13 protein-coding genes are annotated in these 12,299 nt (G+C 71.1%); 9 read left to right on the top strand and 4 right to left on the bottom strand.

Annotation, left to right across the window (positions count from 1 at the left end):
- Positions 1–77 precede the first annotated feature (77 nt).
- The 6 genes from M8H82_RS17840 (at position 78) to M8H82_RS17815 (ending at position 4,950) form a co-directional block, all read left to right on the top strand.
- Positions 78–1,223, top strand: coding sequence for a PfkB family carbohydrate kinase (locus M8H82_RS17840; protein ID WP_250075125.1), 1,146 nt, complete (start codon positions 78–80; stop codon positions 1,221–1,223).
- A gap of 115 nt (positions 1,224–1,338) precedes the next feature.
- Positions 1,339–2,412 (top strand): PhoH family protein, encoded by a 1,074-nt coding sequence (locus M8H82_RS17835; RefSeq protein WP_250075123.1) that lies wholly within the window; start codon positions 1,339–1,341, stop codon positions 2,410–2,412.
- 12 nt (positions 2,413–2,424) lie between these two features.
- Positions 2,425–2,922, top strand: a complete 498-nt coding sequence (ybeY, locus tag M8H82_RS17830) for an rRNA maturation RNase YbeY (protein ID WP_142151884.1) — start codon at positions 2,425–2,427, stop codon at positions 2,920–2,922.
- A complete protein-coding gene (locus M8H82_RS17825; protein ID WP_250075120.1) occupies positions 2,919–4,217 on the top strand; it encodes a hemolysin family protein in 1,299 nt (432 codons plus the stop codon). The genes ybeY and M8H82_RS17825 overlap by 4 nt, the downstream gene beginning before the upstream one ends.
- Positions 4,214–4,600 (top strand): MmcQ/YjbR family DNA-binding protein, encoded by a 387-nt coding sequence (locus M8H82_RS17820; protein ID WP_250075118.1) that lies wholly within the window; start codon positions 4,214–4,216, stop codon positions 4,598–4,600. Before M8H82_RS17825 ends, M8H82_RS17820 begins: the two co-directional genes overlap by 4 nt.
- Positions 4,597–4,950, top strand: coding sequence for a cytidine deaminase (locus tag M8H82_RS17815; protein WP_250075116.1), 354 nt, complete (start codon positions 4,597–4,599; stop codon positions 4,948–4,950). The genes M8H82_RS17820 and M8H82_RS17815 overlap by 4 nt, the downstream gene beginning before the upstream one ends.
- A 39-nt stretch (positions 4,951–4,989) precedes the next feature.
- Here M8H82_RS17815 and M8H82_RS17810 read toward each other — a convergent pair whose 3' ends face one another.
- A complete protein-coding gene (locus M8H82_RS17810; protein WP_250075114.1) occupies positions 4,990–5,328 on the bottom strand; it encodes a P-II family nitrogen regulator in 339 nt (112 codons plus the stop codon).
- A gap of 170 nt (positions 5,329–5,498) precedes the next feature.
- Between M8H82_RS17810 and era the strand changes: the two genes are divergently transcribed.
- Positions 5,499–6,452 (top strand): GTPase Era, encoded by a 954-nt coding sequence (era, locus tag M8H82_RS17805; protein ID WP_250075111.1) that lies wholly within the window; start codon positions 5,499–5,501, stop codon positions 6,450–6,452.
- Positions 6,453–6,459: 7 nt separating this feature from the next.
- Here the strand turns inward: era and M8H82_RS17800 are convergent, their stop codons facing one another.
- From M8H82_RS17800 to M8H82_RS17790, 3 genes are read right to left on the bottom strand one after another with little or no spacing between them, the layout of a single operon-like run.
- Complete coding sequence (locus tag M8H82_RS17800) at positions 6,460–7,782, bottom strand: GH1 family beta-glucosidase (protein WP_374211674.1); 1,323 nt, start codon at positions 7,780–7,782, stop codon at positions 6,460–6,462.
- A 45-nt stretch (positions 7,783–7,827) separates the two neighbouring features.
- Positions 7,828–8,094 carry a protealysin inhibitor emfourin gene (locus tag M8H82_RS17795; RefSeq protein WP_250075107.1) on the bottom strand — a complete coding sequence of 89 codons (267 nt, stop codon included), beginning with the start codon at positions 8,092–8,094 and terminating at the stop codon, positions 7,828–7,830.
- Positions 8,095–8,114: 20 nt separating this feature from the next.
- Complete coding sequence (locus tag M8H82_RS17790) at positions 8,115–9,188, bottom strand: M4 family metallopeptidase (protein ID WP_250075106.1); 1,074 nt, start codon at positions 9,186–9,188, stop codon at positions 8,115–8,117.
- Positions 9,189–9,507: 319 nt separating this feature from the next.
- On the opposite strand from M8H82_RS17790, the gene leuA reads away from it, so the two are divergent.
- Together leuA and M8H82_RS17780 are read left to right on the top strand one after the other, a co-directional pair.
- The gene (gene leuA / locus M8H82_RS17785; RefSeq protein WP_250075104.1) at positions 9,508–11,229 is read left to right on the top strand and encodes a 2-isopropylmalate synthase; all 1,722 of its coding nucleotides are present in this window, start codon (positions 9,508–9,510) and stop codon (positions 11,227–11,229) included.
- Positions 11,230–11,492: 263 nt separating this feature from the next.
- Positions 11,493–12,188, top strand: coding sequence for a TerB family tellurite resistance protein (locus M8H82_RS17780; protein ID WP_250075102.1), 696 nt, complete (start codon positions 11,493–11,495; stop codon positions 12,186–12,188).
- The last annotated feature ends 111 nt before the right edge of the window (positions 12,189–12,299 follow it).

Raw genomic sequence — 12,299 nt, 5'->3', positions numbered from 1 at the left:
GGCCGGGGCGCGCGGCGGCGCGTTGTCAGTGGGGTGGTGCACACTGGCCTGATCCGCACCACGTCAGGGAGCGCACCGTGATCGCGTCCGCCGCGTCCACCGGAAAGGGACCCTCCTCCGCCGTCGCCGGGAGGCCGCAGTGCCCGGCCCAGGTCGACCCCCTGGCCGCGCTGCGCACCCCCGCCGATCCGCCCTGGGACGTGTACCTCACGGGCACCGTCTTCCTGGACATCATCTTCACCGGGCTCGACTCCGCCCCGGTGCGCGGGACCGAGTCCTGGGCCCGCGGCATGGGCTCGAGCCCCGGCGGCGTCGCCAACATGGCCACCGCCCTGGCCCGCCTCGGCCTGCGCACCTCCCTCGCCGCGGCCTTCGGCGACGACCACTACGGCGAGTACTGCTGGGACGCCCTGGAGCAGGGCGAGGGCATCGACCTCACCTCCTCGCGCTCCGTCCCCGGCTGGCACTCCCCGGTGACCGTCTCCATGGCCTACGAGGGCGAACGCACGATGGTCTCCCACGGCCACGAACCGCCCCCGGAGGAGCCCGCCCCCGACTGCCCCCCACGCGCGCGTGCCGCCGTCGCCTCCCTGGAACCGGGAAGGAGCGCCCCCTGGATCGCCCAGGCCGCCGCCAAGGGCACCCGGATCTTCGCCGACGTCGGCTGGGACGAGACCGGCGCCTGGGACCTCGCCGGGCTCACCGACCTCGCCCACTGCGAGGCGTTCCTGCCGAACGCCGAGGAGGCCATGCGCTACACCGGCGCCACCTGCCCGCGCGCCGCGGCCCACGCCCTCACCGCGCACGTACCGCTCGCCGTGGTCACCCTCGGCGCCGAGGGCGCCTACGCCGTGGACCGGCGCACCGGCGAGAGCGCCGAGGTCCCGGCCATCGCCGTGGAGGCCCTCGACCCCACCGGCGCCGGGGACGTCTTCGTGGCCGGCTTCGTCACCGGCACCCTCGCCGACTGGCCGCTCGCCGACCGCCTCGCCTTCGCGGGCCTGACCGCGGCCCTCTCCGTGCAGGAGTTCGGCGGCTCCCTGTCCGCCCCCGGCTGGGCCGAGATCGGCGCCTGGTGGCGCAGGATCCAGTCCTACGACGACCAGGACCCGGCGGCACTGCGCCGCTACGCCTTCCTCGCCGGCCTGGTCCCCACGGACCCGGCCCGCCCCTGGCCGCTGCGCCGCGCGGTCCCGACGATCGGCTTCGGCCGCTCCGCCTGAGCGGGAAAAGGCCTACGGGCTTGTCAGTCGTGCGGCGTACCCTGGAATCGCCAGGCCGCCCCTGTGGCGGACGCACCGTTTCGAGGAGGACGAGCAAGGCCTACAGAGCCGGCCCATGACTCAGACACCCACAGCTCATACACCCGCGCAGGGGCAGGCGAGAGCAGAGTTCACCGTCCCCGCCCAGCACCCCATGGTGACCGTGCTGGGGTCCGGGGACTCCCTCCTGCGTGTGATCGAGAAGGCCTTCCCGGCGGTCGACATCCATGTCCGGGGCAATGAGATCAGCGCGGTCGGCGCGGCCCGTGAAGTCGCCCTGGTCCAGCGCATGTTCGACGAGATGATGCTGGTGCTCCGCACCGGACAGCCGATGACGGAGGACGCAGTGGAACGCTCGATCGCCATGCTCCGGGCGAGCGAGAACGGCGAGGGGACCCCCGAGACCCCGGCCGAGGTGCTCACCCAGAACATCCTCTCCTCGCGCGGACGCACGATCCGCCCGAAGACCCTCAACCAGAAGCGGTACGTCGACGCGATCGACAAGCACACGATCGTCTTCGGCATCGGCCCCGCCGGTACCGGCAAGACCTACCTCGCCATGGCCAAGGCGGTCCAGGCGCTGCAGTCCAAGCAGGTCAACCGCATCATCCTGACCCGCCCCGCGGTGGAGGCGGGCGAGCGGCTCGGCTTCCTGCCGGGCACCCTGTACGAGAAGATCGACCCCTACCTGCGCCCGCTGTACGACGCGCTGCACGACATGCTCGACCCCGACTCCATCCCGCGGCTCATGGCCGCCGGGACCATCGAGGTCGCGCCGCTGGCCTACATGCGCGGCCGTACCCTCAACGACGCCTTCATCATCCTGGACGAGGCCCAGAACACGAGCCCCGAGCAGATGAAGATGTTCCTCACCCGCCTCGGCTTCGACTCGAAGATCGTCATCACCGGTGACGTGACCCAGGTCGACCTGCCGTCCGGCACCAAGTCCGGTCTGCGGCAGGTGCAGGACATCCTGGAGGGCGTCGACGACGTCCACTTCGCCCGGCTGTCGTCCCAGGACGTCGTCCGGCACAAGCTGGTCGGCCGTATCGTCGACGCGTACGAGTTGTACGACAGCAAGCACGGCACCGAGAACGGCACGCACAAGGGCCGGTCGAAGTCGGCTGCCAAGGGCTCCCAGGGGAAGTAGACCAGCACGACCATGTCGATCGACGTCAACAACGAGTCCGGAACCGAGGTCGACGAGCAGGCGATCCTCGACATCGCCCGCTACGCGCTCGCCCGGATGCGCATCCACCCGCTCTCCGAGCTCTCGGTGATCGTCGTGGACGCCGACGCCATGGAGCAGCTGCACATCCAGTGGATGGACCTGCCCGGGCCGACGGATGTCATGTCCTTCCCGATGGACGAGCTCCGGCCGCCGTCCAAGGACGACGACGAGCCCCCGCAGGGCCTGCTCGGCGACATCGTGCTCTGTCCCGAGGTCGCCAAGAAGCAGGGCGAGGAAGCGCCGACGCAGCACTCCATGGACGAGGAGCTCCAGTTGCTCACCGTCCATGGCGTGCTGCACCTGCTCGGTTACGACCACGAGGAACCCGACGAGAAGGCCGAGATGTTCGGACTGCAGGCGGCGATCGTGGACGGCTGGCGCGCGGAGAAGGGCCTGACCGGTCCCTCCCCGGCTCCGACCGTCTCATGAGTGCGCAACTCGTCCTCGGGGCGATCGCGCTGGTCGTGGTCGCCTGGCTCGCCGCCTGCGCGGAGGCGGGCCTGGCGCGCGTCTCCAGCTTCCGAGCCGAGGAGGCCGCCCGCTCGGGACGGCGCGGCAGCGCGAAGCTCGCGCAGATCGCCGCCGACCCGACGCGCTATCTGAACGTGGCGCTGCTGGTCCGCGTGGCCTGCGAGATGGCCGCGGCGGCGATGGTCACGTACGCCTGCCTCCAGGAGTTCTCCAGCACCACCGAGGCGCTGCTGGTGGCGATAGCGGTCATGGTCCTGGTGTCGTACGTCGCCGTCGGCGTCTCCCCCCGGACCATCGGCCGCCAGCACCCGCTGAACACCGCGACGGCGGCGGCGTACGTGCTGCTGCCGCTCGCCCGGATCATGGGCCCGATCCCGTCCCTGCTGATCCTCCTCGGCAACGCCCTCACCCCCGGCAAGGGCTTCCGCCGGGGCCCCTTCGCCTCCGAGGCCGAGCTGCGCGCGCTGGTCGACCTCGCGGAGAAGGAGTCCCTGATCGAGGACGACGAGCGCCGGATGGTGCACTCCGTCTTCGAGCTCGGCGACACCCTCGTGCGCGAGGTCATGGTGCCGCGCACCGACCTGATCGTCATCGAGCGCTACAAGACCATCCGGCAGGCCCTGACCCTCGCGCTCAGGTCCGGCTTCTCGCGCATCCCGGTCACCGGGGAGAGCGAGGACGACATCGTCGGGATGGTGTACCTCAAGGACCTCGCCCGCAAGACGCACATCAGCCGGGAGGCGGAGAGCGAGCTGGTGTCGACCGCGATGCGTCCCGCCGCCTTCGTGCCCGACACCAAGAACGCCGGTGACCTGCTGCGCGAGATGCAGCAGGACCGCAACCACGTCGCCGTCGTCATCGACGAGTACGGCGGCACCGCGGGCATCGTCACCATCGAGGACATCCTGGAGGAGATCGTCGGCGAGATCACCGACGAGTACGACCGGGAGCTCCCGCCGGTGGAGGACCTGGGCGAGGACCGCTACCGGGTCACCGCCCGCCTGGACATCACCGACCTCGGCGAGCTGTACGGCCTGGACGAGTACGACGACGAGGACGTGGAGACGGTCGGCGGTCTCCTCGCCAAGGCGCTGGGCCGGGTCCCGATCGCCGGTGCCTCGGCCGTCGTCAAGCTCCCCGACGACCGGGAGCTGCGGCTGACGGCGGAGGCTGCCGCAGGCCGCCGGAACAAGATCGTGACCGTGCTGGTGGAGCCGGTGGGCGCCGCGAAGGAAGGCGAGGAGGACGAGTGACCTCCGAGGAGCTGCGCGCCCTGTGCCTGTCCTTCAACGCCGTCGTGGAGGACTTCCCGTTCAACCCGGAGACCTCCGTCTTCAAGGTCCTCGGCAAGCTGTTCGCGCTGACGAACCTGGACGCGCGGCCCCTGACGGTCAACCTCAAGTGCGACCCCGAGGACGCGGTCCGGCTGCGCGAGGAGCATCCGGGGCTGGTCGTCCCCGGCTATCACATGAACAAGCGCCACTGGAACACCGTCACCGTCGACGGCGGCCTGCCCGACCGCCTGGTCCGCGAGCTCGTCGAGGACTCCTACGACCTTGTCGTCGCCGGACTCCCGCGCGCCGAGCGGCTCCGCCTGGACCGGCCCTGGCGGGCACTTCGTATGCTCGGGGCATGACCGAGAGCAACGCGCTTGACCCCGAGGACCGCAAGATCGTCACCCTGGCCCGTTCCGCGCGGGCCCGCAACGGCGTGCCCGAGGGCGCTGCCGTACGCGACGAGACGGGACGGACGTATGCCGCCGGGTCCGTGGAGCTGGACTCGCTGAAGCTGAGCGCGCTGCGCACGGCGGTGGCGATGGCCGTGGCGTCCGGGGCGAAGTCGCTGGAGGCGGCGGCCGTGGTGACGGAGGCGGAGAGCGCGGCGGCCGAGGATCTCGCGGCGGTACGGGACCTGGGCGGGGCGGGTACGCCGGTGCTGCTCGCCGGGACCGACGGCGCGGTGCGGCGGACCGTCCCCGCGGAGTAGTCCGGACGGACCGTCCGGGTTCCGGGCGGGCGCGGTTCCTCAGAGCGCGTCGGGGCCGCGCTCGCCCGTCCGGACCCGTACGACGGTCTCCACGGGCAGCGCCCACACCTTGCCGTCGCCGATCTTGCCGGTGTGCGCGGCCTTCACGATCGCGTCGATCACGGCGTCGCAGTCGGCGTCCTCCACGACCACCTCGATCCGCACCTTGGGCACCAGGTCGACCTGGTACTCGGCGCCTCGGTACACCTCGGTGTGGCCGCGCTGCCGGCCGTAGCCGCTCGCCTCGGTCACGGTCAGTCCGTGCGCACCGAGCTCCTGCAGCGCCGACTTCACCTCGTCGAGGCGGTAGGGCTTGACGATCGCGGTGATGAGCTTCATGCCGTGGCCTTCTGGGGAGGAGAGCGGAGCTGCCGGCCGGGGCGCCCCGCCCCGGGAGCCGTGATCGTATGCGCTCCGGGCACGCGCCGTAAGGCCCCGGCGGGCCCGTTGCCCGGCGCGGGACGGACGTCTGTGCGGCGGGGCTCCGTGGATCAGGGAGAATGGGCCCCATGAGCGTTCGTACCCAGTTTTCCGAAGAGCCGGCCGAGGCCCGCCACAGGGCCGGCTTCGCCTGCTTCGTCGGCCGCCCCAACGCGGGCAAGTCCACCCTCACGAACGCTTTGGTCGGGCAGAAGGTGGCCATCACCGCCGACCAGCCGCAGACGACCCGGCACACCGTCCGGGGGATCGTGCACCGCCCGGACGCCCAGTTGATCCTGGTGGACACCCCCGGCCTGCACAAGCCGCGCACCCTGCTCGGCGAGCGGCTGAACGACGTGGTCCGGACGACCTGGGCCGAGGTCGACGTGATCGGCTTCTGCCTGCCGGCGAACGAGAAGATCGGCCCCGGTGACCGCTTCATCGCCAAGGAGCTCGGGGCGATCAAGAAGTCGCCGAAGGTCGCCATCGTCACGAAGACGGACCTGGTCGACTCCAAGGCGCTCGCCGAGCAGCTGATCGCGATCGACCAGCTCGGCAAGGAGCTGGGCATCGAGTGGGCCGAGATCGTCCCGGTGTCGGCGACCGCGAACAAGCAGGTCGACCTGCTGGCGGACCTGCTGGTCCCGATGCTGCCCGAGGGCCCGCCCCTCTACCCCGAGGGCGACCTCACCGACGAGCCCGAGCAGGTCATGATCGCGGAGCTGATCCGCGAGGCGGCCCTGGAGGGCGTCCGCGACGAGCTGCCGCACTCCATCGCCGTGGTGGTGGAGGAGATGCTCCCCCGCGAGGACCGCCCCGCCGACAAGCCGCTCCTGGACATCCACGCCTTCGTCTACATCGAGCGCCCCAGCCAGAAGGGCATCATCATCGGCCCCAAGGGCAAGCGCCTGAAGGACGTCGGCATCAAGTCCCGCAAGCAGATCGAGGCGCTGCTGGGGACCCCCGTCTTCCTCGACCTGCACGTCAAGGTCGCCAAGGACTGGCAGCGCGACCCGAAGCAGCTGCGCAAGCTCGGATTCTGAGGGCGCGTCAGCCCTGGTACCGGAGCATGTCCCGGTACCAGTGGTACGACGCCTTCGGGGTCCGCTGCAGGGTGTCGCGGTCGACGTGGACGAGACCGAACCGGCGCGCGTACCCCTCCGCCCACTCGAAGTTGTCCAGCAGCGACCAGACGAAGTAGCCCCGGACGTCCACACCCGCCTCCGTCGCCCGGTGCAGGGCGCGGATGTGGCCGTCGAGGTAGGTGATCCGGTCCCGGTCGTCGAGGCCCTCGTAGGAGCAGCCGTTCTCGGTGATGACGACGGGCGGGAGCCGGTCGCCGTAGCGCTCGTGGAAGTGGGTGAGCAGCTCGGTGAGCGCCTCGGGGACCACCGGCCAGCCGAAGTCGGTGACCGGGACGCCCTCGATCTCCCGCACGGAGAAGGGCAGTTCGGCGGGCATGGTGATCCCGCCGAACTCGATCTCGGTGCCCTGCGGGGCGCCCACCCTGGTCGGCGCGTAGTAGTTGATGCCGTACCAGTCGACCGGCTCCCCGATCACCTTCAGATCCGCCTCGACGTCGCCCGGCATCAACTCGGCGATCCCGGCCGGGTATTCGCCGAGCAGCACCGGGTCCGCGAACAGCCGGTTGAGCAGGACGTCGTAGAACTCGGCCGCCTCCACGTCGGCGGGCTCGCGCGAGGCCGGCCAGGCCGGCGCGTGGGAGTTGGCGATCCCGACGTCCCCGACCCCGGCCGCGCGCAGCGCCCGTACGGCCAGGCCGTGCGCGAGCAGCTGGTGGTGGGCGACGGGGAGCGCGTCGAACAGGAGGCGGCGGCCCGGGGCGTGGCTGCCGAGGGCGTGGCCCAGCAGGGTGTGCTCGGCGGGCTCGTTGAGGGTGATCCACTTGTGCACGCGGTCCCCGAGCCGCTCGGCCACCACCGACACGTACTCGGCGAACCGGGCGGCGGTGTCCCGCTCCAGCCAGTCCAGGCCGACCGGCAGATCCCAGTGGAAGAGCGTGGACACCGGACGGACGCCCGCCGCGCACAGCTCGTCCACCAGCCGGTCGTAGAAGTCCAGCCCGCCGCGGGAGTTCACCCGCGGCCAGGAGACCGAGAAGCGGTACGCGCCCACGCCGAGGTCCGCCAGGAGCGCCACGTCCTCGCGGTAGCGGTGGTAGTGGTCGCAGGCCACCGCCGCCGTCGAGCCGTCCTTCACCCGGCCCGGCACCTCCGTGAACGCGTCCCACACGGACGGCCCGCGCAGCTCGGCCGCGCCCTCGATCTGGTGCGCGGACGTCGACACGCCCCACAGGAAGCCCGCCGGGAACCGGGGTATCGGGTGCTCTTGAGTCGCCATGCGCCGGATCATCGGCACCCGGGTGACGGGTGTCAACGGCGCGGCGCCCATGACCTGTTACGCGCCTTCCTTCAGCACTCTGCTGATCAGCGTGCGCTGTTCCTCGGTCAGCCGGGGATCGGAGCAGTACACGGTCTTCCCGTCCACCGTGATCTGGTAGCCGAATCCGTCGGGCACCCCGACGGGCGGTGTGCCCCGGCCCGCGGCGACCGCCCGCTCGGCCAGGGCGTGCCACGCGGGTGCGTCGGGCCGGCCCGCGGTGTCCACCTCGGCGTGCCGCTCGATGCCCGCGAATCCGCCCGTGCGCCTCACCTGAATACGCATGGGACCTGTCTAGTACGGAATCAGAGGGTGCGCACCCCGACCTGTTCCCACGCCTTGAGCACCGCCCGGAGTTCCTCGCTGCCGTCGCCGTACCGTGCCTTCGCGGCGGCGGCGGTCAGGGTGGCGAAGTCGGCGAACAGGGCCTGCGCCTTCAGTTCGCCGCCGGTCAGCACGTCGTACCAGATCTGGCCGGCGCGCTCCCAGGCGTGGCCGCCGAGGGCGGTGGCCGCGAGGTAGAACGCGTGGTTGGGGATGCCGGAGTTGATGTGCACGCCGCCGTTGTCGCGGCCGGTGCGGACGTAGCCGTCCATCGTCGCGGGCTGCGGGTCCTTGCCGAGGACGTCGTCGTCGTAGGCCGTGCCGGGCTCCTTCATGGAGCGCAGCGCCTTGCCCGTCACCCGCGGGGCGAGCAGCCCGGCTCCGATCAGCCAGTCGGCCTCGGCGGCGGTCTGGCCGAGCGTGTACTGCTTGATGAGCGCGCCGAACACGTCCGACATCGACTCGTTCAGGGCGCCGGGCTGGCCGAAGTAGGTCAGGTTCGCGGTGTACTGCGTGACGCCGTGGGCGAGTTCGTGCCCGATGACGTCGATGGGGATGGTGAAGTCGAGGAAGATCTCGCCGTCGCCGTCGCCGAACACCATCTGCTCGCCGTTCCAGAAGGCGTTGTTGTACTCCTTGTCGTAGTGCACGGTCGCGTCCAGCGGCAGCCCGCCGCCGTCGATGGAGTCGCGCGCGTAGGCCTTGAGGAAGAGCTCGAAGGTGGCGCCGAGGCCCGCGTAGGCGCGGTTGACGGTGGCGTCCTTGCCGGGCTCCTCGCCCTCCGCGCGGACCTTCCGGCCGGGCAGGCCGGTGCCGTGCCGGGCGTCGTACACCGTGCGCCGCGGGGTGCCGGGCTCGGCGCCGGGGGGCGGGGGGACGGCGGGGGCGCCGAGCACGGTGGTCAGCCGGCGGTGGGTGCGCTCGTAGGCGTCGCGCTGGAGGGTGCGGCGGGCCGGGCCGGCGAGCCGGGGGTCCTCGGCCTGGGCGAGCTTGTCGAGGACATGGGGCGGTACGACGGTGCAGAAGACGGGCTCATGGCCCCCGTTGGTCGTCATGCCCGGCACCATTGCACTGCGTGATGACCGTGTCACTAGCCGCCACCATGATTGGTGAAATGTGCCGACAAGGCGCCCGGCGGACGGTCACGGAGTGGTATGGCGCACTTTTTGTCCTGTTCGTCCCGACGGTCCCGCATACTGATACGCACCGCAGCATCGCGGGCGGCTCGGCTAGCATGCTGCGCATCATGCTTTTCGGGCTGCTTCTTCTTAGCTGCCGCGGCGAGGGCCTGTAGTCCAGGTCGACTCCCTCCCCGCGGAGCTTCGCGTTGCGTCGTCGGCCGTCCTTCCGGACATCCTGAGGAGCCCCGCAATCATGGCGAACCGCCAGCAGCCCAGTTCCATGCCGATCCACAAGTACGGCCGCTACGAGCAGGTCGACATCCCGGACCGCACCTGGCCGGAGAAGCGCATCACCACCGCTCCCCGCTGGCTCTCCACCGACCTGCGCGACGGCAACCAGGCACTGATCGACCCGATGTCGCCCGAGCGCAAGCGCCGGATGTTCGACCAGCTGGTCAAGATGGGCTACAAGGAGATCGAGGTCGGCTTCCCCGCCTCCGGCCAGACCGACTTCGACTTCGTACGGTCGATCGTCGAGGAGCCCGGGGCCATCCCCGACGACGTCACGATCTCCGTACTGACCCAGGCCCGCGAGGACCTGATCGAGCGCACCGTGGAGTCCCTGAAGGGCGCCAGGCGGGCCACCGTCCACCTGTACAACGCCACCGCGCCGGTCTTCCGCCGGGTGGTGTTCCGCGGCTCCAGGGACGACATCAAGCAGATCGCCGTCGACGGCACCCGCCTGGTCATGGAGTACGCCGAGAAGCTGCTGGGCCCGGAGACGGAGTTCGGCTACCAGTACAGCCCCGAGATCTTCACCGACACCGAGCTGGACTTCGCGCTGGAGGTCTGCGAGGCGGTGATGGACGTCTACCAGCCCGGCCCGGGCCGCGAGATCATCCTCAACCTGCCCGCCACCGTGGAGCGTTCGACGCCGTCGACGCACGCCGACCGCTTCGAGTGGATGGGCCGCAACCTGTCCCGCCGCGAGCACGTCTGCCTGTCGATCCACCCGCACAACGACCGCGGTACGGCCGTCGCGGCCGCCGAGCTGGCGCTGATGGCCGGCGCCGACCGCGTCGAGGGCTGCCTGTTCGGACAGGGCGAGCGCACCGGCAACGTCGACCTGGTCACCCTGGGCATGAACCTGTTCTCGCAGGGCGTCGACCCGCAGATCGACTTCTCCGACATCGACGAGATCCGTCGCACGTGGGAGTACTGCAACCAGATGGAGGTCCACCCGCGCCACCCGTACGTGGGCGACCTGGTCTACACGTCCTTCTCCGGCTCCCACCAGGACGCCATCAAGAAGGGCTTCGACGCCATGGAGGCCGAGGCGGCCGCCAAGGGCGTCACCGTCGACGACATCGAGTGGGCGGTGCCGTACCTGCCGATCGACCCCAAGGACGTCGGCCGCTCCTACGAGGCGGTCATCCGGGTCAACTCGCAGTCCGGCAAGGGCGGTATCGCGTACGTCCTGAAGAACGACCACAAGCTGGACCTGCCGCGCCGGATGCAGATCGAGTTCTCCCGGCTGATCCAGGCGAAGACGGACGCCGAGGGCGGCGAGGTGACCGGCGCCGCGATCTGGTCGGTCTTCCAGGACGAGTACCTGCCCAACCCCGAGAACCCCTGGGGCCGGATCCAGGTCAGGAACGGGCAGTCGACGACCGACACCGACGGTGTGGACGTGCTGCGCGTGGAGGCGACCGTCGACGGCGAGGACACCGTCCTGACGGGTACCGGCAACGGTCCGATCTCGGCCTTCTTCGACGCCCTGCAGTCCATCGGCATCGACGTGCGCCTGCTGGACTACCAGGAGCACACGATGAGCGAGGGCGCGTCCGCGCAGGCCGCGTCGTACATCGAGTGCGCGATCGACGGCAAGGTGCTGTGGGGCATCGGGATCGACGCGAACACGACGCGGGCCTCGCTGAAGGCGGTCGTCTCCGCCGTGAACAGGGCTGCGCGCTAGGAATTGCCGCGTCAGGTCGTGGGGCGACTGCTGCGCCGTCGTGGCCGGTCGCGCAGTTCCCCGCGCCCCTTACCGGCGCTGCCCTGCCCGGCGTTGAAAAGCCCCGCCCGTCGTACCTCCGACGGGCGGGGATCGTCGTATACCGGCCAATCCCCGTGCAGGTCACGGAAAGGTCTCGTCCAAGGTGCTGACTAGGTCGGCGAGATGTGGCTAACATCACGCAAGCGCGGCGATGTTGCCGCGAGGTCACGCGGAGGTGCGACGTGCTGCCAGGACGGGGACGAAACGGCCGTGCCGCGAGGCCTGCCCGCATCCTGGGCACCGGGACCGCGTGGACGGCCGTCGGTGACGGCGAGTTCTTCTGTCCCGGCTGCGGAGGCGACCGCAACTACCAGCGGCTGACCGGGCGGCGCCGCTTCACCCTGCTGGGCGTACCGGTGCTGCCGCGCGGGGAGACCGGCCCCGTCGTGGAGTGCGCGGCCTGCCGCCGCCACTTCGGCACCGACGTCCTGGACCACCCCACCACCACCCGCTTCTCCGCGATGCTCCGCGACGCCGTCCACACCGTCGCCCTCGCCGTCCTCGCCGCGGGCGGCTCCTGCGCCCGTACGGCCCTGGAGACGGCCGCCTGCGCGGTCCGCGCCGCCGGCTTCGACGACTGCACCGAGGAGCAGCTGGACGCCCTCGTCGAGGCCCTGGCCGCCGACACCGGCCGCGTCGGGGGCGAACCCTGCGGAGCGGGCCTGGCCATAGAGCTCCACGAGGCCCTGGACCCCCTCGCCCCGCACCTGGCCCCCGCCGGCCGCGAGTCGATCCTCCTCCAGGGCGCCCGCATCGCCCTCGCGGACGGCCCGTACACCCCCGCCGAGCGGGAGGTCCTGAGCACCGTGGGCGCGGCGCTGACGATCTGCGGGGACGACGTGACCCGGCTGCTGGCGGCGGCCCGTACTCCGTCGTAGTACTCCCCGGGGAGTATCAGCGGTTTTCCGCCACCCCCGGATGTACGGTCCGACTCGCCCTTCCGCCCGACGAACACGGCCCTTCGCGCCGGGAGTCTGGAGACGACCCAG

Origin of the sequence: Streptomyces sp. YS415 (assembly GCF_023544665.1) — a bacterium.
In the GTDB taxonomy this organism is placed as follows: domain Bacteria; phylum Actinomycetota; class Actinomycetes; order Streptomycetales; family Streptomycetaceae; genus Streptomyces.
The sequence above is the reverse complement of the archived record's forward strand: the minus strand, read 5'-3'. Positions and strand labels throughout refer to the sequence as shown.